This is a genomic window from Cohnella sp. GCM10012308 (genome assembly GCF_042649185.1).
Lineage (GTDB): Bacteria > Bacillota > Bacilli > Paenibacillales > Paenibacillaceae > Cohnella.
Genome location: NZ_JBHRYU010000028.1, coordinates 15,818 through 40,252 on the forward strand (window position 1 = coordinate 15,818; position 24,435 = coordinate 40,252).

General features: G+C 59.0%; 22 protein-coding genes. 18 read left to right on the forward strand and 4 right to left on the reverse strand.

The window, feature by feature from the left end; genetic code table 11:
* The first annotated feature begins 118 nt into the window (after positions 1 to 118).
* From ACFOTD_RS24695 to ACFOTD_RS24715, 5 genes are all read left to right on the forward strand, one after another.
* Positions 119 to 1,435, forward strand: a complete 1,317-nt coding sequence (locus tag ACFOTD_RS24695; RefSeq protein ID WP_378122608.1) for a sensor histidine kinase — start codon at positions 119 to 121, stop codon at positions 1,433 to 1,435.
* Positions 1,436 to 1,449: 14 nt separating this feature from the next.
* On the forward strand, positions 1,450 to 2,094 hold the full coding sequence (locus tag ACFOTD_RS24700; protein WP_378122609.1) for a response regulator: 645 nt from the start codon (positions 1,450 to 1,452) through the stop codon (positions 2,092 to 2,094).
* A gap of 39 nt (positions 2,095 to 2,133) precedes the next feature.
* Complete coding sequence (locus tag ACFOTD_RS24705; RefSeq protein ID WP_378122610.1) at positions 2,134 to 2,589, forward strand: GNAT family N-acetyltransferase; 456 nt, start codon at positions 2,134 to 2,136, stop codon at positions 2,587 to 2,589.
* A gap of 143 nt (positions 2,590 to 2,732) precedes the next feature.
* A complete protein-coding gene (locus ACFOTD_RS24710) occupies positions 2,733 to 4,442 on the forward strand; it encodes a DCC1-like thiol-disulfide oxidoreductase family protein (protein WP_378122611.1) in 1,710 nt (569 codons plus the stop codon).
* Positions 4,439 to 5,119 (forward strand): DUF4166 domain-containing protein, encoded by a 681-nt coding sequence (locus ACFOTD_RS24715; RefSeq protein WP_378122612.1) that lies wholly within the window; start codon positions 4,439 to 4,441, stop codon positions 5,117 to 5,119. The genes ACFOTD_RS24710 and ACFOTD_RS24715 overlap by 4 nt, the downstream gene beginning before the upstream one ends.
* Positions 5,120 to 5,123: 4 nt before the next feature.
* On the opposite strand, the gene ACFOTD_RS24720 is transcribed toward ACFOTD_RS24715, so the two are convergent.
* The gene (locus tag ACFOTD_RS24720; protein ID WP_378122613.1) at positions 5,124 to 5,558 is read right to left on the reverse strand and encodes a GNAT family N-acetyltransferase; all 435 of its coding nucleotides are present in this window, start codon (positions 5,556 to 5,558) and stop codon (positions 5,124 to 5,126) included.
* Positions 5,559 to 6,215: 657 nt separating this feature from the next.
* On the opposite strand from ACFOTD_RS24720, the gene ilvB reads away from it, so the two are divergent.
* From ilvB to ACFOTD_RS24785, 13 genes are all read left to right on the forward strand, one after another.
* Entirely contained in the window at positions 6,216 to 7,961 is a 1,746-nt protein-coding gene (ilvB, locus tag ACFOTD_RS24725) for a biosynthetic-type acetolactate synthase large subunit (protein WP_378122614.1), read from the forward strand.
* On the forward strand, positions 7,958 to 8,446 hold the full coding sequence (gene ilvN, locus ACFOTD_RS24730; protein ID WP_378122615.1) for an acetolactate synthase small subunit: 489 nt from the start codon (positions 7,958 to 7,960) through the stop codon (positions 8,444 to 8,446). Before ilvB ends, ilvN begins: the two co-directional genes overlap by 4 nt.
* Before the next feature lie 209 nt (positions 8,447 to 8,655).
* Positions 8,656 to 9,648, forward strand: a complete 993-nt coding sequence (ilvC, locus tag ACFOTD_RS24735; protein ID WP_090114013.1) for a ketol-acid reductoisomerase — start codon at positions 8,656 to 8,658, stop codon at positions 9,646 to 9,648.
* A 105-nt stretch (positions 9,649 to 9,753) separates the two neighbouring features.
* Positions 9,754 to 11,310: a 2-isopropylmalate synthase gene (locus ACFOTD_RS24740; protein ID WP_378122616.1), complete on the forward strand. Its 1,557-nt coding sequence runs from the start codon at positions 9,754 to 9,756 to the stop codon at positions 11,308 to 11,310.
* A 79-nt stretch (positions 11,311 to 11,389) separates the two neighbouring features.
* Positions 11,390 to 12,589: an aminotransferase-like domain-containing protein gene (locus ACFOTD_RS24745; protein WP_378122617.1), complete on the forward strand. Its 1,200-nt coding sequence runs from the start codon at positions 11,390 to 11,392 to the stop codon at positions 12,587 to 12,589.
* A 541-nt stretch (positions 12,590 to 13,130) separates the two neighbouring features.
* A complete protein-coding gene (locus tag ACFOTD_RS24750; RefSeq protein ID WP_378122618.1) occupies positions 13,131 to 14,390 on the forward strand; it encodes a molybdopterin molybdotransferase MoeA in 1,260 nt (419 codons plus the stop codon).
* Entirely contained in the window at positions 14,381 to 15,013 is a 633-nt protein-coding gene (gene mobA, locus ACFOTD_RS24755) for a molybdenum cofactor guanylyltransferase (protein ID WP_378122619.1), read from the forward strand. Before ACFOTD_RS24750 ends, mobA begins: the two co-directional genes overlap by 10 nt.
* Positions 15,010 to 15,528: a molybdopterin-guanine dinucleotide biosynthesis protein B gene (mobB, locus tag ACFOTD_RS24760; RefSeq protein WP_378122620.1), complete on the forward strand. Its 519-nt coding sequence runs from the start codon at positions 15,010 to 15,012 to the stop codon at positions 15,526 to 15,528. Before mobA ends, mobB begins: the two co-directional genes overlap by 4 nt.
* Before the next feature lie 162 nt (positions 15,529 to 15,690).
* On the forward strand, positions 15,691 to 16,770 hold the full coding sequence (gene leuB, locus ACFOTD_RS24765; protein WP_378122622.1) for a 3-isopropylmalate dehydrogenase: 1,080 nt from the start codon (positions 15,691 to 15,693) through the stop codon (positions 16,768 to 16,770).
* A 182-nt stretch (positions 16,771 to 16,952) separates the two neighbouring features.
* A complete protein-coding gene (locus tag ACFOTD_RS24770; protein ID WP_378122623.1) occupies positions 16,953 to 17,501 on the forward strand; it encodes a peroxiredoxin in 549 nt (182 codons plus the stop codon).
* 171 nt (positions 17,502 to 17,672) lie between these two features.
* Positions 17,673 to 18,098, forward strand: coding sequence for a hypothetical protein (locus ACFOTD_RS24775; RefSeq protein WP_378122624.1), 426 nt, complete (start codon positions 17,673 to 17,675; stop codon positions 18,096 to 18,098).
* Between the two features lie 184 nt (positions 18,099 to 18,282).
* Positions 18,283 to 19,662 carry a two-component system sensor histidine kinase NtrB gene (locus ACFOTD_RS24780; RefSeq protein WP_378122625.1) on the forward strand — a complete coding sequence of 460 codons (1,380 nt, stop codon included), beginning with the start codon at positions 18,283 to 18,285 and terminating at the stop codon, positions 19,660 to 19,662.
* Between the two features lie 122 nt (positions 19,663 to 19,784).
* Complete coding sequence (locus ACFOTD_RS24785) at positions 19,785 to 21,092, forward strand: MFS transporter (RefSeq protein WP_378122626.1); 1,308 nt, start codon at positions 19,785 to 19,787, stop codon at positions 21,090 to 21,092.
* Between the two features lie 103 nt (positions 21,093 to 21,195).
* Here ACFOTD_RS24785 and ACFOTD_RS24790 read toward each other — a convergent pair whose 3' ends face one another.
* The 3 genes from ACFOTD_RS24790 to ACFOTD_RS24800 form a co-directional block, all read right to left on the reverse strand.
* Positions 21,196 to 21,300, reverse strand: a complete 105-nt coding sequence (locus ACFOTD_RS24790; protein WP_282909948.1) for a YjcZ family sporulation protein — start codon at positions 21,298 to 21,300, stop codon at positions 21,196 to 21,198.
* Positions 21,301 to 21,438: 138 nt separating this feature from the next.
* The gene (locus tag ACFOTD_RS24795) at positions 21,439 to 22,947 is read right to left on the reverse strand and encodes an N-acetylmuramoyl-L-alanine amidase (RefSeq protein ID WP_378122627.1); all 1,509 of its coding nucleotides are present in this window, start codon (positions 22,945 to 22,947) and stop codon (positions 21,439 to 21,441) included.
* A 259-nt stretch (positions 22,948 to 23,206) separates the two neighbouring features.
* On the reverse strand, positions 23,207 to 24,136 hold the full coding sequence (locus tag ACFOTD_RS24800) for a transposase (RefSeq protein WP_378122628.1): 930 nt from the start codon (positions 24,134 to 24,136) through the stop codon (positions 23,207 to 23,209).
* Positions 24,137 to 24,435 lie beyond the last annotated feature (299 nt).

Consider the following 24,435-nt stretch of genomic DNA (forward strand, 5'->3'; position numbering starts at 1 on the left):
ACCGGCGCGCATCGCGTATAATCTTGTGTAAATGCATCCATATAAGGGCGTGCAGCGTGATCCGGCGCGCAATCGTAAGGGAAGGATCCGCACGCGCCGAGCCAAGTTAGGAGACTTCATGCTCTACTACGTTCTCATGCTGTCCGCGGCCGCGGTCGTGCTGCTCGCTTCCGACGTTCGCAGCGAGAGCGGCCGCTGGGCCGCATTTTTCCTGCTGAGCGCCGCGACCGGCGGCGTCGCGCGGCTCTGGCTGCAGTCACCGCTGCCGCGCGTTTGGTTCGAGATCGCGCAGCTGCTCAATCAGATCGTGACGCCTTACGGCGTCCTCGTGTTCGGCCTGGTTTATTCCGGCGGAGCGGCAGCGGCCCTGACGAAGCAGCGGCGTCTGAAATTGTGGCTGCTGCTTCCGCCGGCGGCGACGCTCGCTTATACGCTGCTGCGCGGCAACTTCGAGCCCAACTACCCGCTGATGCTGATATGGGCCGCGCCCTATTATTTAGCGGCATGCGCGTTGCTGATCGCATCCTACCTCCGGGAGACGGACCGGCGGATGCGCAGGAGCCGGCTGATCACCGTCGTCATTACCGTGCCGACGCTGCTCGGCGTAGTTGCGTTTATCCATATCGCCAAGACGATATGGCCGGATTTCGACTTTTTCGGCTACATCTCGGTTTTTTTTGTCTATTCGTTCGCGATCGCCCTGCTGTGCGTGTTCGTATACGGCGTTCTCGGGGTGAAGGTGCGCGTCGAGAGCGACTCGCTCGCCGGCGCCATGAAGGCGGCCGGCATGGGGACGAGCCTGCTCAACCATACGATTAAAAATGAGGTCGGCAAAATCGCGATCGGCGTAGAAAACCTGCGCGCCGCGCCGGACGGAAAAGGCCTCGGCGAAGGCGATCAATTGGCGGTCATCGAACGGGCGGCGGCGCATCTGATGGAGATGGCGAACCGCATCCACAGCCGGACGCGGGACTTTGCCTGGAATCCGGCGCGCTGCGATCCGGCCGCGCTCATGGTAGAGGCGCTGGAGCCGCTGAGGGAGCGCTTCGCCAGACAAGACGTCTCCCTCATAGAAAAGTATGAGGGGACGGAGGCGCTGTTCGTCGATCCTGTTCATTTGCGCGAAGCGATCGGCAACGTGCTCGCCAACGCGGCGGATGCGATGGAAGCCGGCGGCACGCTGGAGACGAAGATCGCGAAGGAACGCCGGGATATCGTGCTGAGCGTCCGGGATACCGGCGCGGGGATGCCGCCCGAGCTGCTCGACCGGGTATGGGAGCCCTTTTACAGCACGAAGCAGGGCAAGAACAATTACGGACTGGGCCTGTCCTATGTCCATCAGGTGCTTCGCAAATGCGGAGGGCGCGCGGAGATCGACAGCAAGCCGGAGGCCGGCACGGTCGTCCGGATGCGTATCCCGCGTTCGCGGAGATGAGGGGGAGCGGAGCTATGAAGCCGATTCGATTGCTGCTCGTCGAAGACGACCCGGATTGGATCAAGTCGATGAGCGTTTACCTCAACCGGGAGGAAGACCTGCTGGTCGTCGGCACGGCCGCGACGCCGGAGGAGGCGCTGCGCCTGGCCGCTTCGATCGAATTCGACGTGGCGCTGCTTGACGTGCATCTGACCGAGGCCGGGCGCGACGGCATCCACACGGCTCTTGCCTTGGCGGAGCTTCGTCCGGTCCGCGTTATCATGCTGACTTCGGATTCGTCGGAACGCACAATGACGGACGCCTTCACCGCCGGCGCGCTGCACTACCTGGACAAGTCCAGGTTCAAGGAGCTCCCCCAGGCGATCCGCGGCGTCTTCCATCATCCCGAAGCGATGGAGGCGCTGCTGAGGGAGCTGAGGCGGCTCAAGCGCGAGGAGCAATTGCAGCCGCTGACCGCCGCCGAGCGCGAGGTTTACGAGATGCTGGAGGAAGGCTATACGCATTCGCAGATCGAACGCAAGCTGTACAAGTCCGAGAGCACGCTCAAAAACCAGGTGAACAAAATCCTCAAAAAGCTCGGCGTGCGCAGCGGGCGCGAGGCGGTGGACAAGGTTCGCAAGGGCGGTCTGGACAAGGAACGCGATATCGAGGGGAATTAGCAGTTCGGAAACTTTAATGCCGATGGAGGCGAAAGATGCTTGAACATTATCGTGGACGACCTGTCCGGTCCCGAGGTGGCGGCGCTGCTGGAAGAGCATTTGCGGGGCATGGCCGAGGATACGCCGCCGGAGAGCATTCACGCGCTCGATCTCGAGGGGCTCAAGCGGCCGGAGATCACGTTTTGGAGCGCCTGGGACGGCCGGGAGCTGATGGGCTGCGGCGCGCTCAAGGATCTTGGCGGCGGTCACGGCGAGCTCAAATCGATGCGGACCGCGGCGGCGCATCTGCGCAAAGGCGTCGCGGCGGGCATACTCGCGCATATTGTAGCGGAGGCGCGGCGCAGGGGCTTCGAGCGGCTGAGCCTGGAAACGGGTTCGCCCGACTCGTTCATCCCTGCGCGCAAGCTGTACGAGAGATTCGGCTTCGCCTATTGCGGTCCTTTTGCCGACTATAGAGAGGACCCGTACAGCGTATATATGACGATGACTTTATAGCACTTTGCGTTAATTGGGCTTCCGGCGATCCGCCGGGGGCCTATTTTTTATAGTCCCTCGCGCGCCCGCCGTCCTAAGGAAGTTAGAACTGCCGCGATCCGCCGACGAATCCTACAATGAAGACATGAAGGAGGCGGCACGAGATGAGTCGACACGGGGATACGGTGAAAAAGGGCGCTTTCGCCCGCATGTTGGCAGCAATGCGGCGCTCGCCGGAGAGCGGCGTACGGGAGAACGAGTCGGATACGTTCGTGCTGCTCGTGGACGGAAACTGCGCGATGTGCAGGGGCATCGCCCGCTTCGCGGCGAAGCGGGACCGGGCGGAGCGGCTGCGCTTCGCCGCGCAGGACTCCGCGGCCGGGCGGGAGCTGACGGCGCGCCTTGGTCTTGCGCTGCCGCCCGGCGGCAGCTTCGCGCTCGTCCGCGGCTCGGCCTCGTGGACGCGGTCGGCGGCCGCGATCCGCACGCTCGCGGCGCTGGACGGGCCCTGGCCGGCGGCAGCCGTTGCGCTCCGGCTCGTGCCGGCCCGGCTGCGGGACGCCGTCTACGACACGATCGCCGCGCGGAGGCATCGGATCGCGGGGCGCATGGGCGCGCGCTGCCCGGCGGTGCCTGACGAGCGGCTGCGGCGGCGTTTGCTGGCCGGCGGCGGCTGGGCCGGACAGGACGGCGATGCGGCTGCGGCAGTAGAACAAAGCGAATCGCTGACAGCCGAAGTCGGCGAAGGGGCAGCTGCGATGCAAACAGCCGAAGCGTTAACAGCTGGTGTTGGGCAGGTGGCCGCTGTGCTGCCGATAGTCGAAGCGTTAACAGCCGGCGTCGGACAGGGAGCGGAGGCGATGCGAGCAGCCGAAACCCGAGGACAGCTTCGGACAGATAAGGCGCGCGGCCGTCAGCGTGCGGCGGGCGCAGGGCGTCCGATCTATGTCGAGATCGACATCGCTTCGGACATGGAGGCGCTTTGGCGACACACGCAGCAGCCCAAGCTTCATGAGCGCTGGGATCTGCGCTTTTCGGAGATCGACTACCTGCCGAAGGCAACGCCGAAGGACGACCAGCACTTTCTCTACCTGACCCGGATCGGCTTCGGACGCTCGATCCGCGGCACGGGGAAGTCCCGGGCGCCGGACGTCGCGGCGGATGGCGTCCGCACCTCGGTCCTCGCCTTCGGGACGGACCATCCGCTCTCGCTTATCGGGCGCGGAGGCGGATATTGGCGCTATACGCCGCTGCCGGCCGGCGGCGTGCGGTTCGTCACGCGCTTCGACTATCGGCCGCGGTTCGGCCGCGCGGGACGCTGGCTCGACCGGCTGCTGTTCAGGCCGTTGTTCGGTTGGGCCACCGCTTGGAGCTTTGACGCGCTGCGGCTGTGGCTCGACCGCGGCGTGCCGCCGGAGGAGAGCCTGCTGCGCGCCAAGCTGCATGCGCTCAGCATCGCCGTCTTGTCGCTTTGCTGGGCTTATGCCGGCCTGGTGCCCAAACTGCTGTATCCTGTCGCCTCGGGCGAGCTGGACCTGCTGCGCGCGCTCGGCTGGTTTCCAGGCTTCGAGCCGGCGTTCATATCCGCGCTCGGCGTCGGCGAGCTGCTGGTTGCGGGCATCGTGGCGCTACGGAGGTCTCCGAAGCTGCTCGCGGCGCAAGCGATCGCGGTATGCGCGCTCACGGCCGTCGCTTTGGCAGGTACGCCCGGGCTGTTGTACGCGCCGTTCAACCCGCTCGTCCTGGCGATGCTGATGCTGGCGGCTACTTTTGCCGCACGTTGGACGTATAAAGGGCTCCCATCCGCTAACAGATGCAGAAGGCAGCCCGGAAACCGCAACGAGAAAACGACCATAAAGGGGGAACATGCATGAAGTCGATATTCGAAAAAGCGCTCGGAGAGAAGGAGTTCGCAAAGCTGCATCCGAAAATCCGCGAGCGTTTCGGATTTCACAGCGGAGAAGGGATCGCTTCGATCGGGCGAGGCGTGATGGAGGAGGTCCGCTATGCGAAGTGGGCGTCGCTCCCGCTTGCGGTCGGCGCGTCGCGCAACATCATGTTTCCCGAAGGGGGGCGCCAAGTCCCGTTTTCCATCGAAAATTACGCATACCGCGACGCGCTCGGCAGAGAAACGCTGACCATCAACCGCACGTTCCGCTTCGAGCGGTCGCTTCGCCGGTTCGACGCGACGATGGTTTATAGCGGCGATCGCGAACGCATCGTAGATTACCTGGGAAATAAACAGCATCTTGCGGTCGACCTGGACGCATGGGCGGCGCCGAACGGCGGCATCCAGATTCGTTCCGGCGAGCAGCGCTTCTATGAAGGCCCGCTCGGTTTCCGTTTTCCCGGGCCGCTCACCGGCTGCGCCGACGTATGCGAATGGTACGACGAGGACGACGCCTGCTACCGCATCTCGGTATCGGTCCGCAATCCGCTCATGGGCCGGATTTTCGCCTACAAGGGCGCGTTTCAGGCAGAGACCGTCCGCGTCGGCCAGGGAGGCGTTCCGCTGCAGGCGACGCCGCTCCGGCTGGAGAGCAGGGAATAAGCCATCAAAGCCATTTATACATTTCATAACATTTCAACGCTTCATGGTGCGCGACGACCGAATAGCCCAGCCGCCGGTAAAATCGCGTGCCGGCCTCGTTTCCTTCGTCCACGTATAGCCTGGCGCGCATGCAGCCGAGGTTCTGCGCGTGGCGTTCGGCACGGCTCATCAGCCTGGAGCCGTAGCCTTTGCCTTGGCAGGATCGGTCAACCGCGAGCAGATCGACGAACAGCGTATCGTGCTGTATGATGAGGTGAAGAAAGGCGCGAACCTTGCTGCCTTCGGATGCGACGAGCGTCGAGCCCTGCGCGAGGCGCGATGCCATATCCTTGCGGAGCTTCCGCCCGCCCGGATGGGGGTGAGGAGAGATCGGGATCAGCTCCTTGGTGACGATCCGGACGATGGCGGGCAGGTCGCCTCGCTTCAGCCAGCGCAACATAGGCATCTCCTCCAGAGCGGTCCGCATACGGAATGCGTATAATTGGATTATCATATGAAGGGACTACGCCGCTCGCTCTCCGCGCATAGGAGCCGATCCGATTTAAATCGGATCCGCCGGGTCCGCCGGGCATCGCGCATGAGCGTGCGGGCGAACGGAGATAATGGGCTTTCCGGGGTTTTGACGGCCGGTTGAGCGGGGCGGAAATGGATTTGTCCAAGACTTTAATCCTTGTCTTGACTAACGCTTCACCGGAGCATATAATGGGTACTACATTGATTCATCTTGAACAGCGTTGAAGAGGAAGATGCGGGTGGGCACTATCGCTCAGAGAGCGTCGGGATTGCTGAGACCGATGCCGATAACCCTGTACGCAAGGTCTCCTCGGAGCTGGTCTCCCGAACGGCTGCACGCAGCTTATTAAGGAGTCTCGGGATGGCGCACGTTATCGCGCCTGAAGTATGGACGTCCTCCGAGCGCTCGGATCGGCGGCATACTTGATGAGGCGCCGATCGCGAGATCGCGTGCGAATCCGGGTGGTACCGCGGAAGGAACAGCCTTTCGTCCCTGAACGTTTAACGACGTTCGGACGAAGGGCTTTTTTATTTTGATTTACAGCATACTGATTCATAGAAGATTCACTAAGGAGGATGAAGGATGGTCGCGAACAGTGCCACGCTGAAGTCCAAGGAACAATTGATCGAGAAATGGAGCAAGCAAGAGGTCATCTCGGGATCCGAGATGCTGCTGCGCAGCCTGCTGCTCGAAGGTGTCGACTGCGTATTCGGCTATCCGGGCGGCGCCGTTCTGTATATTTACGACGCGATGTACGGCTTCGAAGACTTTAATCACCTGCTCACCCGTCATGAACAGGGCGCGATCCATGCGGCCGACGGCTATGCGCGCAGCACCGGCAAGGTCGGCGTCTGCATCGCGACGTCGGGCCCGGGCGCGACCAACCTCGTCACCGGCATCGCGACGGCATATATGGATTCCGTACCGCTCGTTGTCATCACTGGCAACGTCGCGACGACGCTGATCGGCACGGACGCCTTCCAGGAGGCCGACATCGTGGGCATCACGATGCCGATCACCAAGCACAGCTATCTGGTGCGCAAGGCCGAGGATCTGCCGCGGATTATTCACGAGGCGTTCCATATTGCCAACTCGGGTCGCAAGGGCCCCGTCCTGATCGACATTCCGAAGGACGTCTCTAATGAGAAGGCGCTGTTCAAGCCGCACGACGAAGTGAAGCTTCGGGGCTACAACCCGACCGTTCAGCCTAACAAGCAGCAGGTCGACAAGATGCTGCGCGCAATCGAGCAGGCAGAGCGTCCAGTATTGCTGGTCGGCGGCGGCGCCGTTTACTCCGGCGCCCACGAGGAAGTGCTGGCCTTCGCCGAGAAGACCGGCATCCCGGTTACGACGACGCTGCTGGGCCTCGGAGCGTTCCCGAGCGGACACGAGCTTCATATGGGCTTCCCGGGCATGCACGGTACCTGGACGGCCAACATGGCGATCCAGGAGTCGGATCTGCTCGTCAATATCGGCGCTCGGTTCGACGACCGCGTGACGGGCAAGCTCAACGGCTTCGCGCCTCATGCGAAGATCGTGCACGTGGACATCGACCCTGCGGAGATCGGCAAAAACGTACCGACCGACATCCCGATCGTCGGCGACGTCAAGGCTGTGCTGCAGCAGGCGGTCGCAGGCGCCAAGTACGCGTCCAAGGCCGATGCCTGGCGGGCGCAGATCGCCGAGCGCAAGGCGGCGAAGCCGTTTACGTACAAGGATTCGGACGAAGAGCTCAAGCCGCAGTGGGTCGTATCGATGATTCACGAGACGACGAACGGCGACGCGATCGTCACGACCGACGTCGGCCAGCACCAGATGTGGGCGGCGCAGTACTATCCGTTTAACAAGCCGCGTTCCTGGGTCACCTCGGGCGGACTCGGCACGATGGGCTTCGGCTTCCCGTCGGCGATCGGCGCGCAGATGGGCAATCCGGACCGCACGGTCGTCTCGATCAACGGCGACGGCGGCATGCAGATGTGTTCGCAGGAGCTCGCCATCTGCGCGATCAATAAGATTCCTGTCAAGGTCGCGATCCTGAACAATCAGGTGCTTGGCATGGTCCGCCAATGGCAGGAGCTCATCTACGACAACCGCTTCAGCCATATCGACCTGGCCGGCAGCCCGGATTTCGTCAAGCTTGCCGAAGCTTACGGCGTCAAAGCCTTCCGCGCAACCAACAAAGACGAAGCCCGCACGGCCTGGGAAGCGGCGCTCGCGCATGACGGCCCTGCCGTCGTCGAGTTCGTCGTCCGCAAGGGCGAGAATGTCTATCCGATGGTTACGCAGGGCAGCACGATCGATCAAATGCTGATGGGGGATGACGAATGAGCACCAGACATACGATCGCCATTCTCGTGAACGACCAGCCCGGCGTGCTGCAACGGGTGTCCGGCCTGTTCGGACGCCGCGGCTTCAATATCGAGAGCATCACCGTCGGGACCTCCGAAGAGCCGGGCTTGTCCCGCATGGTTATCGTCACCAAAGGCGACGACCATACGCTCGAGCAGATTGAAAAGCAGCTTTACAAGATTATCGACGTCATCAAGGTCGTGGATATCGGCAGCAGCCCGATGGTCGCCAGGGAGCTAGGTCTGATCAAGGTCGGCGCCGATCCTTCGGCCCGGCCCGAGATTCTCGGCATTGTCGATACGTTCCGTGCCGCCGTTGTCGACATTAGCCCGACCAGCCTGATTGTCCAGGTCGTCGGCGATACCGACAAGATCGACGCCATGATTGAGCTGCTCAAGCCGTACGGCATCCGCGAGCTGTCGCGGACAGGCGTGACGGCGATGGCGCGGGGCGGCGCGCGCTAAGCTAAGGAGCCATCGCGCTGCCGCCCCCGGCATTATTTCTTTCATCCGCTATCCCAGGAGCGGGTGTTCGAGGGGAGAACTCCCTTTCGCGGCCAGGGCTTGTACACGGAGTCGGACTGCGCCGCGCGAATACGGTTCTCCCTTGGGACGCCCGTTCCATGAGGGTCGCCTATATATCCCAGCTTCACATACTAAGGAGGATCTTACCAATGGCAGTCAAACTGTTCCACGAAAAAGACGCCGACCTCGGCGCCCTGCAAAACAAAACGATCGCGGTCATCGGCTACGGCAGCCAAGGCCACGCCCAAGCGCAAAACCTGCGCGACAGCGGCCTGCAAGTCATCATCGGCCTTCGCGAAGGCAAGTCCGCTCAAGCGGCTCGCAACGACGGCTTCGAAGTATTCCCGGTAGCTGAAGCTGTTTCCAAGGCAGACGTCGTGCAAATCCTGATGCCTGACGAAACGCAAGCTCGCGTTTACCGCGAAGAGATCGAACCGAACCTGAAGAAGGGCGCAGCCCTCATGTTCTCCCACGGCTTCAACGTTCACTTCGGCCAGATCGTCGCTCCTAAGGATGCAGACGTCCTGCTCGTAGCGCCGAAGTCCCCGGGCCACATGGTTCGCCGTACGTACGTCGAAGGCTTCGGCGTTCCCGGACTGATCGCGATCCACCAAAACGGCACCGGCAAAGCATTCGAAATCGGCATGGCTTATGCGAAAGGCATCGGCTGTACCCGCGCGGGCGTCATCGAGACTTCGTTCCGCGAAGAGACCGAGACCGACCTGTTCGGCGAGCAAGCCGTTCTGTGCGGCGGCGCTACGGCGCTCGTCAAAGCCGGCTTCGAAACGCTGGTCGAAGGCGGCTACGCGCCTGAGATGGCTTACTTCGAAGTTCTGCACGAACTGAAGCTGATCGTCGATATGATGTACGAAGGCGGCCTCGCTTCGATGCGCAGCTCGATCTCCAACACGGCTGAGTACGGCGACTATGTCACCGGCCCGCGCGTCGTAACCGACGAGACGAAAAAGGCGATGAAGGCTGTTCTGACGGACATCCAAACGGGCAAGTTCGCTCGCGACTTCATCCTCGAGAACCAATCCGGCAACGCGTTCATGACGGCTACCCGCCGCATCGAAGCCGAGCACCCGATCGAAGTCGTCGGCGCGCAGCTGCGCGGCCTGATGCACTGGATCAAGAAGTAAGAGCTAGCTAACCTTATGTTATAATCGGGAGAAGGTCGGAGCATTTCGGCCTTCTCTTTCTCTCATCTGCATGACGATCGGAGGTGCGGGCCTGCAGGCCACGCCATGCGCAAAATTTATATGTTCGACACGACGCTCCGCGACGGTGAGCAATCCCCCGGGGTCAACCTGAATACGCAGGAAAAAGTCGAAATCGCCCTGCAGCTCGAAAAGCTCGGCATCGACCGGATCGAAGCCGGCTTCCCGATCGCTTCGCCCGGCGACCTCGCCGCGGTGGGTGCGGTCGCTCGCGCCATTAAGAACGCGTCCGTTACCGGACTCGCCCGTTCCCGCGAGAAGGACATCGACGCGGTCGTCGAAGCGCTGAAGGGCGCCCAGGATCCGCGCATCCACATTTTCCTCGCCACCTCGCCGATCCACCGCAAGCACAAGCTGCGCATGGAAAAGCACGAGGTGCTCGAAGCCGCGGAAGCGATGATCAAGTACGCAAAGAAGCACTTTTCCCAAGTGGAATTCTCTGCGGAAGACGCCGGCCGTACGGAGATCGACTTCCTTGTCGAAGTGACAGCGCTTGCCGTCAAGCTCGGCGTATCCGTCGTGAACCTGCCGGACACGGTCGGCTACCTGTCGCCTTACGAATACGGCAATATTTTCAAGACGATGAAGGAGCAAGTGCCCGGCATCGAGAAGGTTCAGCTTTCCGCGCACTGCCATGACGATCTGGGCTTGGCGACGGCTAACGCGCTGGCCGCGATTCAGAACGGCGCCGACCAGATCGAAGGCACGATCAACGGCATCGGCGAGCGCGCCGGCAATACGGCGCTTGAAGAAGTGGCGCTCGCGCTTTATACGCGCGGGGAGTTTTTCCAGGCGACAACCGGCCTGAACCTGCAGGAGATCGCCAAGACGAGCCGCCTCGTCAGCAAGCTGACAGGCATGCCCGTGCCGGGCAACAAGGCAATCGTCGGCGCGAACGCGTTCGCGCACGAGTCGGGCATCCACCAGGACGGCGTGCTGAAGGAGAAGACGACGTACGAGATCATCTCCCCGGCGACGATCGGCATGAAGGACAGCAAGCTCGTCCTCGGCAAGCACTCCGGCCGTCACGCGTTCCGCGAGAAGCTCGTCGATCTCGGCTTCGAAGGCTTGTCCGAGGAGCAGGTCAACGCCGCCTTCGGCAAGTTCAAGGACTTGGCCGACCGCAAGAAGGACGTGTCCAACGAGGATATTCTGGCGCTGCTCGAAGAAAAGATCATCGAGACGCCGGAAGTGTTCGCGCTCGAACAGCTCGTCGTGTCGTTCGACAGCCATAAGGGTCCAAGCGCGACGGTCAAGCTGAAGACGCCGGCCGGCATCGTGTCGCATACGGCTGAGGGCAACGGCTCCGTCGATGCGATCTATCACGCGATCAACGCCCAGACGGGCGAGGTCGTTGAGTTGGACGATTACACGATCAAGTCGGTTACGGACGGCACGGACGCGCTTGGCGAGGTTCACGTCGTGCTCAAGCAGGGCGAGTACAGCGCGCAAGGCCGCGGCGTCAGCACCGACATACTCGAAGCGAGCGCGCGCGCGTACGTAGATGCGCTTAACCGCCTGGTAGAGAAGCGGCAGGAGCCGCCTCGCACCAAGCGGGATCGCGACAACGTCACCTTGATTTAACCGATAACGAATATTTAAGGCGGAGGCCCGCCGCTTCGAAGCTACGGACCGCCGTCATTTGAGAAATGGGGAACCCCGTATGAATTACAGATACTCCTCCAGACTCGGGAGCTTCTCCTCCTCGGCAGTCCGGGAAATTTTGAAGCTGACGCAGGGGAATTCAATCATCTCCTTCGCCGGCGGGCTGCCTGCCGAGGAGCACTTCCCGGTCGCCGCGGTGTCCGAAGCGTTCCAGCGCGTGATGGCCCAAGGCAACAAGGCGCTGCAATACGGCCTGACCGAAGGCTACCTGCCGCTGCGCGAGGCGCTTTGCGAGCGTATGGCGCGCAAGGGCTGCAACGTCACGCCCGACGACATGCTGCTCACGACGGGCTCGCAGCAGGCGATCGATCTGCTCACGAGAATCTACATCGATCCGGGCGACACGATTCTGGTCGAACGTCCGACCTATTTGTCCGCGCTGCAGGTATTCCGTTCCTATGGGGCGGAGACCGTGTCCGTCGAAGGCGACAGCGACGGCCTCGACCTTGCGGATCTCGAAGCCAAGCTGCTGAAGTACAAGCCCAAGATGCTGTACGTCATTCCGACGTTCTCGAATCCGACCGGCAAGGCTTGGAATCTCGAGCGCCGCAAAGCCGTACTCGAGCTGTGCCAACGTACGGACACGCTGATCCTCGAGGACGATCCGTACGGCGAATTGAAGTTCGGCGACGCGTCGCTGACATATCCTTCGATCTTCTCGCTGGCGCCGTCCGTCGAGGGCTCTTGCGTCGTCTATACGAGCACCTTTTCCAAGACGGTCGCTCCGGGTCTGCGTACAGGCTGGGTAATGGCCGATGCGGATATCATCCGCAATATGGCGCGCGCCAAGCAGGCTTCCGATCTGCAGTCTAGCACGCTGGATCAGCAGACATTGTATCAGCTGCTGACCCATTTCGACCTGGACGGCCACATCGAATTCGTCCGCACGGAGTATGAAGCGCGGATGGAGAACATGGTCGGTCTGCTCCAGCAGGAAGCTTGGCCGGGGGTCAAGTGGGAAGTGCCGAAGGGCGGCATGTTCATCTGGATCGAGTTCCCGTCGTCGGTGAACACGAACGATCTTTTGAAGACGGCCGTCGAACACGGCGTCGCGTTCGTCCCGGGCATCTCGTTTTATTCCGAGCAGCCGGAGCTGAACAAGGCGCGCTTTAACTTCTCGTACACGGACGAGGAGCGTTCGCGGCAAGGCATCGCCAGGCTGTCCAAGGCGTTGGCGCATGCCGGCGTCGGCGTGTAATTGTAGCAAGTGACGCGAAGGTATTTAACATGCGGACGCACCGTTCGTCGAGGAATCGACGGCGGTGCGTTATTTATTTCTTGGGCATGGCTAGCGGTATATAGGTTCGTTTTTCCGAACTCATTCCATTATCCCATTGAATCAGCTAGGCGCCGGATTGGCTCAGAACGCCATCAACTACGTATCTAATCGAGTAAGTTTTAGACTGGCACTTCGCTCGATCACTATCCCGGAACTCCGCAAATCTTAACCGGATGAAGGGCCGGATGAGTCAGTACAGACTGGAGTGTGCGCTATTGTGCATCGGGGAGAAATGATACAATGATTAACAGGCTGGATCTGCCGCTGCACATGATTTTCGCAGGAACGCTCGCGGGGGACAACTACTTTTAGAAACGGAAGATTAGTTCCACTGCTCAAAATAAAGTCAATCTGAGCCGATGGGATAATGGTATGAGCGCGAGAAAATGACATCTCCACTTGATGTATTCTATTATATGGAAAATATTATGATTACAGGAATTAGGGTGGGGTCAGAAAAATGAGTGGACGCCGGGACGCGATTTCCCTAGAAGAAGCACAGCGGCGCATCTTGGCCTGGGCCGAGCCGATCGGTGCCGAGGAGGTGCCGCTGATTCAGGCATACGGCCTTCGTTTGGCAGAAGCGGTGCGGACGGATTCGCCGATACCGGCGTTTGCCCGCTCGGGCATGGACGGCTATGCCGTTAAAGCGGCGGATCTGGCTGCAGCGTCGCCGCAGCGACCGGTGATGCTTGACGTTTTGGAAGGGGACGCTCGCGGCGCCATAATGTTCAGCATTCGCCCGGGCGAGACCATGCGCGTCGGGACAGGCGGCGCGCTGCCCGAAGGCGCGGATACGGTCGTCATGCAAGAAGCCGTTGTCTTAAAGCAGGGCGACGAAGGCTTGCGCCAGGCTGTATTTTTGCGGCCGGAGACATTGGGCAGGCATGTCACAGCCGCAGGCGCCGAAGCTTCGGCCGGCAGCGTGCTCCTCGCGGCGGGAACGCGCATTGGTCCGGGACAAGCAGCGCTGCTGGCGTCGGTCGGCGCAGCACGGCCTCGCGTTTACCGCAAGCCGCGTATTGTCGTCATTACGGCGGGGGACGATGTGGTGTCCGTCGACTCGGTGCCGGGCATCGGACAAGTTCGCAACGGCAATCTGCCGATGCTGCGGACATTGATCGAATCGGCGGCGGGGGAAACGTTGTGGGACGCGCATGTGCCGGATGAGCCGTACCAAACGAAACAAACGTTGCGGCGCGGACTCGCGGATGCCGATTTAGTCGTCGTGTCGGGCGGTATTTCCGTGGGAGACACCGACGTCATGGGCGGATTTTTTCGGGAAGCCGGCCCCGGCCTCTTGTTTTCCAAGCTGGCCATTCGACCTGGAAGCGCGTCGAGCGCGATCGTCATGGACGGCAAGCTGCTCATCGGGCTGTCCGGCAATCCTGGCGCCTGCTTCGCCGGATTTGAGTTGTTGGCGCGGCCGGCGATCGAGCGGCTGGGCGGGGGCAGCGGCGTTCTGACATGGTACCAGGCGCGTCTAGCTGAAGGCAGCTTAAAGAGCAATGCCAATCCCAGGTTTTTGCGCGGCATCGTTTGGATTGAGGGAGGCATGCTGATGGCCCGACCTTGCGTTGAGAATAGCTCATCGGGGCTTGTCTCGATCGGAGAAGCTAATGCGCTGCTTGCGATTCCTCCGTCTGCCCTAGAGACGCGGGCTGGCGAGACGATCGAAGTTAGGCTGCTTCCCGGCTGGCAGGAGCGTGCATGGCATTGATATCCGTAAAGAATGGGAAATCTAACGTTAGGTTATCAGGCTGTCATGCCGTCGTATTGTGCGGCGGAGCCGGCAGAAGAATGGGCGCCCGCAAGGAATGGCTCGAATTTAACGGAGAGCCGCTGCTTATGCGGTTATGCAGAAATCTTTTGGAGGTCGCCGAGCAGGTGACGGTCGTAGCCGACATTAAACGAGACTACGACTTTCTACCGAAAGAAATTCGCGTCATTGCGGATAACGTCAACGAATTCGGCCCCGTCGCCGGCATATTCGCGGGCATGTCGGCCTCTAGCCTTCCGCTGCAGCTTGTCGTAGCTTGCGACTACCCGCTCGCCGGGCCGCATGTATGGCTGGCGCTTGCAGAGACGCTGGCACGGCATCCGGAGGCGGACGCCGTGCTGCCCGAGGTCGACGGTAAGCTTCATCCGCTGTGCGCGTTGTATCGCAGCCGTACGCTGGCCGTATGGCAAGCCGCGCTTAACGCCGGGAACAAGCGAGTGATGGATGCTACGGAAAGTATGAACATGGTGAGATGGCTGCCGAAAGGCGAGGTGTCGGACCGGCTCATGAACATGAATACGCCGGAGGACTATCGTATAGCAAAGGAGCGTCTGCGACTATGAGCATCCTGCCTCCCGTTATTCAGATCGTAGGTTATGCAGACAGCGGCAAAACGACGCTTCTCTGCGCACTCGTAAGGCATCTGACGAGCCTTGGCATGAAGGTGGCAACGCTCAAACATCATGGGCACCAGCCGGACGAAAGCGTGAGGGCCAGGGCGGCTGCGCTTGATCTGCCCGATAAGGATACGTGGCTCCATCTGGCGGCCGGGGCTGCGGGAACGGGCGCATCCTCGCCGGCCTTATCGGCAGTCTGGACGCCGGGCGAAGCCTCGCTGGAGGAGCTGGCGGGGATGCTGCCGCCGGCGGACATTATCTTGGCCGAGGGCTTCAAACGGGCGCCCTATGCAAAGTGGGCGCTTTTGCGGCAGCCGCGAGACGTCGAACTAATTGACGAACTAGTCAACGTCATAGGCGTTTCGCCCTGTTTTCCTTTTGCGCATCCAAGCCTGCCCGTCATTGATCGAAACGAGGTTGAACGAATCGCGACAATCGTTGTTGCCGCAGCGCAAAGATAGTCATAAAGCAGCTTCATGTCAGTCAGCAAGAGCGCGTTCCGCAACTCATAGCCGTTAACTATTAACGGCATAGTTTTTATGTTTTGGACGAGACCCGCGATATGTGCTACAACTAAACATAGCAATCGGAATGGAACCTAAGTCGGGAGTGAACTTAAACGTATGGCAGAAGTAAAGAAAATAGCGGTCATCGCCGGCGACGGCATCGGCCCTGAAGTCGTCGATGAAGCGATAAAGGTATTGAAAAAAACGGAAGAACTGTTCGGTTATAAGTTTGAACTCGAGCACGGCCTGTTCGGTGGCATCGCCATCGACGAGAAGGGCACGCCGCTGCCGCAAGAAACGCTCGACATTTGCGAGCGCGCGGACGCCGTCCTGCTCGGCGCTGTCGGCGGTCCGAAGTGGGACAACAATTCGAAGGAGCTGCGCCCTGAGACGGGACTGCTCGGCATCCGCAAGGCGCTCGGCCTTTTCTCCAACATCCGTCCGGCCGTCGTATTTGACTGCCTGAAGGACGCTTCCACGCTGAAGCCTGAAGTGCTCGAAGGCACCGACCTCATCGTCGTGCGCGAGCTGACGGGCGGCATTTACTTCGGCGAGAAGTTCCGCCGCGAAGGCGCGGGCGGCCAAGAAGCCATCGATACCTGCGTTTATAACGTGCAGGAGATCGAGCGCATCGTCCGCCAAGGCTTCGAGATCGCGCAGAAGCGCCGCAAGAAGCTTGCGTCGGTCGACAAGGCGAACGTGCTGGAGACGAGCCGTCTGTGGCGCGAGACCGTCAACAAGATCGCGCCGGAATATCCGGACGTCGAACTCGAGCACGTCCTCGTCGACAACTGCGCGATGCAGCTGCTGCGCCGCCCGTCCAGCTTCGACGTCATCGTGACGGAGAACATGTTCGGCGACATCCTGAGCGACGAAGCCGCTATGCTGACCGGTTCGATCGGCATGCTGTCGTCCGCTTCGCTCGGCGAAGGCAGCTTCGGCTTGTATGAGCCGGTTCACGGCTCCGCGCCTGATATCGCAGGTCAAGGTATCTCCAACCCGATCGCGACCATCTTGTCCGTTGCGCTCATGTTCCAACTGACGTTCGGCTATGCAGAAGCGGCGGAAGTCATCGAGCGCGCCGTCAAGCAAGTGCTTGACGCCGGCCACCGTACGGGCGATATCGCGGTAGACAAGAGCCAAGCGATCGGCACGACGGCAATGGGCGATCTGATCGTAGCCGCAATGGTTCGCTAATTTGCGTCGGAATCTGTCGGGCTGTTCCATGGGCCAACTTGCATAAGGCGGTAAGGATTAGATTAGAATAGTTTCAAAGAAGTAATCACTACAGCTTGATTTTCATTCTCACTCTATGATACTATCGGTTATAGCAAATTAAGGCCCGGCTTTGTAGTCGGAATTACAGGAGGTAATTGTCAATGGCAGAGCGTTTGGTCGGCCGCGAGGCCCCGCACTTTAACCTGGAGACTGTGTCCGGTGACGGCAAGGAATTCGGCAGAGCGTCCCTTACGGATTACAAGGGCAAGTGGCTCGTATTCTTCTTCTATCCGCTGGACTTCACCTTCGTATGCCCGACGGAGATCGTCGCGCTGTCCGAAGCTTACGATCAATTCAAAGCGTTGAACACCGAAGTTCTCGGCGTCAGCGTAGACAGCATCCACAGCCACAAGGCATGGATCAACACTTCTAAGAACGACAACGGCCTCGGCCAACTGAACTTCCCGCTGGCTGCCGACATCACGAAGCAAGCGGCTCGCGACTACGGCGTACTGATCGAAGAAGAAGGCATCGCGCTGCGCGGCCTGTTCATCATCGACCCCGACGGCGTGCTTAAGTACCAAGTCGTTAACCACAACGATGTAGGCCGCAGCGTCGAAGAGACGCTTCGCGTGCTCCAAGCGCTGCAATCCGGCGGGCTGTGCCCGATCAACTGGAAGCCGGGCGACAAGAACCTGGTTGCCAACTAATCGAATATCGTTTGAGCCGAAGGCGCATGCTCTTGCATGCGCCTTTGGCATCCTTTAGACGGCAGCCCTTTTATTGACTTTTGGGATGCTCGGCAGGAATTTGCCGTTTTAGAGGAGAATATAGTGAATCATCCGGCAATGCCATACACGTCCATAAGGGAGGGGAAGTCGATGTCATTCTGTTGCGGAGCCAGCATGATCGGGACCAAGGGAACGCTGAAGCACTATCGCACGCGAATTCACAACGTCCCGATTCTATTTTGTCCGGTATGCCACCGGGTCGAGGTGCATTACCTGGTCGAGAACGAATATGAGATTCTGGCCGACTACGCGCACGGCGACGGCGCGTCGGAGGTAGACTTCCAGGACTACGTGGACGAGTCGGAGAAGGATCTGCACGAGAACTCGGTCAACAACGAGGAAGAGGACCCGCTCCTCATGGTGCAGAATCAGATCGACATGGGGCTGGACCTGCTTACCTTCGCCAAGAAGATCGGAGACGAAGAGTGGGAGCAACAGCTCAAGCGCCGACTCGGCGTGCTGAGCCAGCGCCGGCACAAGCTCCGTCTCAAGCGGACGACGGGCGGGGCGCTGTAGCGTTATCGTTTTCCGACACATACAGCAAGGGAGCGCGCCGCTTCCGGATCTGCGACTTATGACTCAAGTCGACAGCCGGGGGCGGCGTTTTTCGCGTTTTATTCGACATCTTCTCTGATTGACATCTTTCCCATTCCTTTACTATGATGGACTTGACGCAAGGTCGAGCCTGGAGGAATACGGCATGGAGAAATGGAGAACGAGATATTTCCCGGTACTCGTGGAGTATGTGCTTCACGAAGACACGAGGGAGGGATACGATCTGAGCGAGCTGCTCGACCTGCTGAATGGCGTTCCCGCTGAGCACATTTTCGAGCATCACGAGGAGAACGTCCGCCTGCTCGTCTCGCACGCGGATAGCGAGGACAGGCTGGCGCTCATGCATCGGAGTCTATTGTTTCTTCACGAGATTCTCGGCAGTCACACCTGTTCCGAGTCGGCGGCAGCCAAGGAAGAACAACTGCCAGAGGATTTGAGACAGGCCGCGGCGAAGGCCATTCCGCTCCAGGAAGAGAGGCCGAGCCGATTCGAGACGGTACTCCAGCATCTGGACAGCGGGATTGCGCTGTTCGAGCCCGGCGGGACGCTTCGATTTTTGAACGTGCCGATGGCTCGGCTGCTGCAAGCGCCCAGGCGCATACTAATCGGCCAGAGTCTCCGCCAACTATTGTTTCACCCCAGCTTGAGCCGTTCGCTGCGGCTTATTTTTATTCGTATGTACAGACAGTTGAAGTATGACCGACGCGCACAGGGCGAGTTTCAGGACGGTAGCCGGTATTTGCTGATCAGCATCTCGCAGATCGAAGAACTCGATGGGGATATTCTGGTCAGCATCAAGGACGTATCCGAGCACAAGCAGATTGAACAGAGCGCTTTTCAGAATGACAAGCTGGCAATGCTGGGCAAGATTGCTGCGGCGATCGCTCATGAGATCCGCAACCCGCTGACGAGCATCCGGGGCTTCATACAACTGCTCAAGCCGTATCTGGAGTCGATCGGCAAGCAGGAATACGCGCGAATCATTTTGTCCGAGATCGACAGAGCAAACGACATTATTTATGAATTTCTCAATTCGTCCAAGCCTTCCGCGCCGATGACCCAGACCGTGCTCGTAGGCCTCCTGCTCAAGGAGACGATCTTGCTGACCGAGAGCGAGGCGCACATGCAAGGGGTCGAAATGACGTGCGAGATTTTCGATCCGTACCTGACGATCTCGATTGATGTCAAGCAGATCAAGCAAGTGATTTTGAACATGGTGAAAAATGCTTTGGATGCGGTTGCACACGTGGCGGACAAGCGCAGGCCGAACATTCGGCTGTCTGCGCGCAAGGAACGCGGGTATGCCGTCATCAGCATCGCCGACAATGGACGAGGGATGGACCGGGAGACGCTGAGCAGGTTATTCGATCCCTTCTTTACGACGAAGTTCGAGGGGACGGGGCTCGGTCTATCAGTCAGTTATCGAATCATACGGAACCATGGCGGCACGGTACAGGTGGACAGCCGGCTCGGCGAGGGCACTGAGTTTATGATTTATTTGCCATTCGTAGGGGAAAAAGAGTAGAATCGGATTGAACGAAAGCGCGCTCCGCGACGGCTACGTCTCGGGGCTTTTTTATGTCGCCCGACGGCTAGCGTTGCGGGTGAAGCGGTCGATAGATTCGGACCACCATGGGGGAACTGCCGATGACCAAGCGGATACGAATCGCGGGTCTGGATATTCAACGACTGCTCCGAAGCAGGTTTAACGATTCAGAGACCAGACGCGGATTGCGGGCTTCGCTAATAGAAGGCATCCCCGCTACGATCATCGCCAACCTGCTGGGCGGGCCCTTGCAGACGGCTTTTTTGTTGTACCTGGGGTTCCAGTCCGAGCAGATCGGATTGATCGCCGCAATCCCTTCCTTGACGCTGCTCGCGCAGATCTTCATGGCGTTTGCCATGGAGAGGTGGAGAGACAGGCGCAAGGTCGCAACGATGCTTGGCGTCGGCCATCGGACGATGTGGATATGCACGGGATTGATCCCCCTTCTGTTTCCCCATGCGGCTTGGGCGCCAATGTACATGCTCGTATTCCTCTGTTCATTCACGCTGGGGCAAGCCGGAGGCGTCATCTGGACATCCTTAATGGCCGATATCGTACCGCCTCCCGTACGCGGCCGTTACTTCGGCATCCGTAATACAATTCATTGGGCGGTGGCCAGCCTGACATTGCTGATTGGCGGGCAACTCATGGATTGGTTGCCAGGCGGGCGAGGCTTCACGATACTTTTTGTGGTCTGCGCGCTCTGCGTCGTATGGAACGGCATCGAGTTGTCCCGTTATGCCAATCCTCCTTATGAAAGCGCAGGCGGCGGGCTATCAGCATCCCTGATCCTCAAGCCCTTCCGAGATCGGCCCTTTTTATCCGCGGCCTCCTTTATCACGCTGTTCATTTTAATTCAGAACGTTGTCGTACCGCTTTATGCCTATGCAATGCTTAATTTACTGAATTTAAGCTATAGCAGCGTCACCTTGATTACGATGATTCAAAATATCGTCATGATGGTCAGTTATATTTTCTGGGGTAATTTAAATGCACGTTTTTCCGCGCGCCGGCTTCTTACCTGGACATTCCCGATCATTGCGCTCACCTGTATCGTCTGGTTTGGCATGGCAGCATTGCCAGTCGTGCTGGTCCTCGGCTTGTCGCACGTCCTGCTCGGTATCGGTTTAGGCGGCTACAATTTGCTCGTGTTCAATTTTTTGATCGGGGATACGCCGAAATCGGATAGACCGATCTACATCGCGGTGTTTTCCGCGTTGACCGGTATCGCGGGTTTCGTCGGCCCGAACATCGGAGGCTGGCTGTTCAAGGCGGCGAACGACGCGCCTTCATGGCTGCAGGATTACGGGATCGTCGGATTAACGGGATTTGCGTTGCTCGTGCCTGCGGTCGCGATCGCGCCGTTCGTGTTCAGGAATGCGCGAAGTTCGAAAGAAAAAGCGAGCTGATACGAGATGTCCGGGGCGTCTCCATGCGTTGCAAACGTAAAAAAAAGCCCGCTGCGCCAGGGCGCACCGGGACAGTAGGAGGAATTGCTAGAGGCATGAGCTCTTAGTACAGGCCGATGCCCGCACGAAGGATGATCACGAGAAGAATGAAGAGGACGAGGACGAATGCTGCTCCGCCGCCGTAACCTGCGCCAGCTACTCCGCTCATTTGCTACACCTCCGAGGTTTTGGATTGTGGTGACTTCCACACCCCTAATATATGTGCTGTTGCCGAATCGGACTGTCCATCCGCCTATTTCCGCAAGAAAAAGCGAGCGTTAGCTGAGACGATCCCATTCAACGTCTGCTACTTGACGCCAAAATACTCCTTCAGTCCGTCCACGATCGCTTGGGCGACGCGGTTCTGGAAACTATCGCTGAAAAGAATCGATTCTTCCGTCACGTTGGACAAAAATCCGACTTCAAGCAGCGTAGCTGGCATGGCCGTCTCGCGCAGCACCTTATAGCTTGCGTACTTGACCTTGCGGTCGGTGAAGCCGGTCGCTTGAACCAGATGCTTGTGCATGATATTCGCCAGCGTCTTGCCGCTTCCCGTGTAATAATAAGTTTCTGTACCTCGAACGGTGGGTTTGCCGGGCGCGATGTTGGCATGAATGGACACAAATGCGTCCGCGCCGGCTTTGTTCGCGATCGTCGCGCGGTCCGATAGCGGGATAAACGTATCGTCATGGCGGGTCAGCACGACTTGGAAGGCGGACTCCTTCTTCAGCAGCTTCTCCACTTTAAGCGCAAGCGACAGATTAAACGATTTTTCTTGCTTCTTGGTGGCGCCGATCCCGCCCGGGTCGCCGTCGCCGTGGCCAGGATCGATGACGACGATCTTTTTGCCATTGCTCGGATTGACGGGGGGCGGTGTCGGCGTCGCGGTCGGCTTCAGATCGACAACGTATACGTTCGACTCGACATCGGCCTCTTGGTAGGCGGAATAAGGCTTGTCCGCCGCCAGGTCCAGCGTGATAGTGATCGTCTTGGACGCGGTATCGGTTATGGCATATCCGACATGAGTGGCGCTCGAACCGTCAGAAACCGTGAACTCGCCCGATTGCGTTGCCGTATCGTAAGATTGCAGCGTCGAAAACGCAGGATCGAATGACGTATTAGGCAGCTCGACTACAATACGCGAAGGATTGGCGACCGCATACGTTTTAGGGATGAGGCTGCCACTGAATGAGATCGCTAATCTGCCGTCGCTCCAGCCGATTCCTTTAATCTGACCGCCCGTTGCAGGAGACGGCGATGGCGTGGGCGTCGTTCCGGGAGCGGGCGTCGGCGTCGGATTGGGCGAGGTCGTCGGTGCAGGCGAAGGTGTCGGTGTCGCCGATGGTGTGGGCGATGTTGGGATCCAAGGTTCCGAGGGCTGGGAAGACGTCAAGGTCACAACCTTCTTGACATTATCCCAGCCGATGCCGAGCCCGGCGGATTCGCCGACGAAGCGAAGCGGGACCAGCGTCGTGCCTGAGCGATTGACGGGAGCGGCGTTCAGCTTGAAGCTGGCGTCGCCGACGCTGGCGACCGAGCTGCCGATCGTTAACTTGATGTCGCCGCTGCCCGACCAGATTTTCACTTGCTTGTCGGTTTGATTCCAAGTAACGAGCAGGCCGAGATTTTCGGCAATGACGCGGATGGGGACCATGACGCTGCCTTTTAAAATTTCGATCTTGTCTTTTTTCTGGAGTGACAGAGCTTGACCGTCCAGTATGATAGTTGCCCCCGAGGACTGGGCGCTGGCTTGTCCGGCGAACGAAAAACAGAAGAAAATTGCTGCGAGCAGTACAAAGAAGCCGATCTGTTTCAATTCTCCACCTCATCCATGATGTTCTATTACGTTGGTTAAGACGCCTACTTATAGTAAAAGGTTTCGCAAGATAGCGAAATCGGGTCGAAAGTATGACTTCTTAACACTAAACCACATGTCGAGGGGGAATTAAGCGAAGATACCAGGGGAGGGCGTATACTCTTTTTTTCTACTTCATTCCATTATCCCATTGCGTCAGCTAGGCGGGAGTAAGAAAACCGGACGTTTACAAGTATTAAAAATCGCAAGCTCTAACCGTTCACGCTCCCCATCTGCTCATATGATGACCCTTCCACCGCGATCTGCTGCCAAAGTAAATCCATGGCACGACAAGTACGGGCTTCGGCTTTATAAGCTCGTTGTATTGAATGGCGCGCGTCACCGCACACCAACGCATTAAAATGGGCAGAACAGAGGCGGATTGCAATTGCTTGTTCAATCGGAACGCATACTCGTCTAGATACGCCTGCAGATGCTTGGCCCCGATTCCGTTGAAGGTATCGTTCAGCCATGCGCAAACATTTTTCGCAATCGGGAAAAAAGCGGCATGCATCTTGCCGAAGCGATCGCTTGTAGGAACGGCATGCGGCACGGCGTGCTTGCGAGCGAATGCATGGTAACCCGACGCCATGACTCTCCTGTTAACCGGGTCGACATGCGCCGGCTCCGGTTGATGTAGCACGACGCGGTCTGGCTTCTCTTGCTCGTTTAAAGAGGCGCCGATCAACACTGGCTGCCGGGCGTCTTGATAGATAGGCGAACCATAATAAAATGCGTCGAGCCTATAATCAGATTCGATGAGGCCCGAGGCTTCGGCAGATTGGAGCGCGAATCTAATCTTTTGCGCGATGTGCCAAGCCGTCTTATAAGTAACCGTAATTATATCGGAAAGGCGAAGCGCGCTGAGACCGCCCGGCCGAGAGAGCAGAAACATCGCCTGGAACCAAAGGGGCAGCGGCGTGCGGCTTCCTTCCATGATGGTGCCGGAAATAATGGAGGTCTGACGACGGCACGAGGCGCACTGATACAGTGGGAGCCGCCGGGTTCGTATAAGAGAGAAGCTGCTGCAGCGGCAGGCAGGACAGCGAAATCCATCGGGCCAGCGAAGCGCAAAAAGCGCTCGAGCACATGCAGCATCCGATGAGAACTGCAGGCAAAACTGCTCATAAGTATCAGCTTCAACTGTCATGATGCGCCTCCCGGAGCCCTTTTTTACTATAATATAGAACATTTGTTCTCTTTTCAAGTGCTTTTGATGCGAGTTTTCATAAAAATTCCAGATAGGTGAAATGGATATTGGCAGTGCTAACAATATAATGACGGCTTATTCGATGGGATAATGGTACGGAGCGCATAAATCGGATAGCTGAACCGATGGGATAGTGGTACGAAGCGCAAAAATCGGATAGCTGAACCGATGGGATAGTGGTACGAAGCGCAAAAATCGGATAGCTGAACCGATGGGATAGTGGTACGAAGCGCAAAAAT

Excerpts from the sequence above, each read along its gene's own strand:
- ilvN (WP_378122615.1), top strand. The coding sequence starts at position 7,958 with ATGAGCACCAGACATACGATCGCCATTCTCGTGAACGACCAGCCCGGC.
- ACFOTD_RS24710 (WP_378122611.1), top strand. The coding sequence starts at position 2,733 with ATGAGTCGACACGGGGATACGGTGAAAAAGGGCGCTTTCGCCCGCATG.
- ACFOTD_RS24785 (WP_378122626.1), top strand. The coding sequence starts at position 19,785 with ATGACCAAGCGGATACGAATCGCGGGTCTGGATATTCAACGACTGCTC.
- ilvC (WP_090114013.1), top strand. The coding sequence starts at position 8,656 with ATGGCAGTCAAACTGTTCCACGAAAAAGACGCCGACCTCGGCGCCCTG.
- ACFOTD_RS24695 (WP_378122608.1), top strand. The coding sequence starts at position 119 with ATGCTCTACTACGTTCTCATGCTGTCCGCGGCCGCGGTCGTGCTGCTC.
- ACFOTD_RS24800 (WP_378122628.1), bottom strand. The coding sequence starts at position 24,136 with ATGACAGTTGAAGCTGATACTTATGAGCAGTTTTGCCTGCAGTTCTCA.
- ACFOTD_RS24775 (WP_378122624.1), top strand. The coding sequence starts at position 17,673 with ATGTCATTCTGTTGCGGAGCCAGCATGATCGGGACCAAGGGAACGCTG.
- mobB (WP_378122620.1), top strand. The coding sequence starts at position 15,010 with ATGAGCATCCTGCCTCCCGTTATTCAGATCGTAGGTTATGCAGACAGC.
- ACFOTD_RS24745 (WP_378122617.1), top strand. The coding sequence starts at position 11,390 with ATGAATTACAGATACTCCTCCAGACTCGGGAGCTTCTCCTCCTCGGCA.
- ACFOTD_RS24715 (WP_378122612.1), top strand. The coding sequence starts at position 4,439 with ATGAAGTCGATATTCGAAAAAGCGCTCGGAGAGAAGGAGTTCGCAAAG.
- ACFOTD_RS24790 (WP_282909948.1), bottom strand. The coding sequence starts at position 21,300 with ATGAGCGGAGTAGCTGGCGCAGGTTACGGCGGCGGAGCAGCATTCGTC.
- ACFOTD_RS24700 (WP_378122609.1), top strand. The coding sequence starts at position 1,450 with ATGAAGCCGATTCGATTGCTGCTCGTCGAAGACGACCCGGATTGGATC.
- ilvB (WP_378122614.1), top strand. The coding sequence starts at position 6,216 with ATGGTCGCGAACAGTGCCACGCTGAAGTCCAAGGAACAATTGATCGAG.
- ACFOTD_RS24780 (WP_378122625.1), top strand. The coding sequence starts at position 18,283 with ATGGAGAAATGGAGAACGAGATATTTCCCGGTACTCGTGGAGTATGTG.
- ACFOTD_RS24740 (WP_378122616.1), top strand. The coding sequence starts at position 9,754 with ATGCGCAAAATTTATATGTTCGACACGACGCTCCGCGACGGTGAGCAA.
- ACFOTD_RS24770 (WP_378122623.1), top strand. The coding sequence starts at position 16,953 with ATGGCAGAGCGTTTGGTCGGCCGCGAGGCCCCGCACTTTAACCTGGAG.
- mobA (WP_378122619.1), top strand. The coding sequence starts at position 14,381 with ATGGCATTGATATCCGTAAAGAATGGGAAATCTAACGTTAGGTTATCA.
- ACFOTD_RS24750 (WP_378122618.1), top strand. The coding sequence starts at position 13,131 with ATGAGTGGACGCCGGGACGCGATTTCCCTAGAAGAAGCACAGCGGCGC.
- leuB (WP_378122622.1), top strand. The coding sequence starts at position 15,691 with ATGGCAGAAGTAAAGAAAATAGCGGTCATCGCCGGCGACGGCATCGGC.
- ACFOTD_RS24720 (WP_378122613.1), bottom strand. The coding sequence starts at position 5,558 with ATGTTGCGCTGGCTGAAGCGAGGCGACCTGCCCGCCATCGTCCGGATC.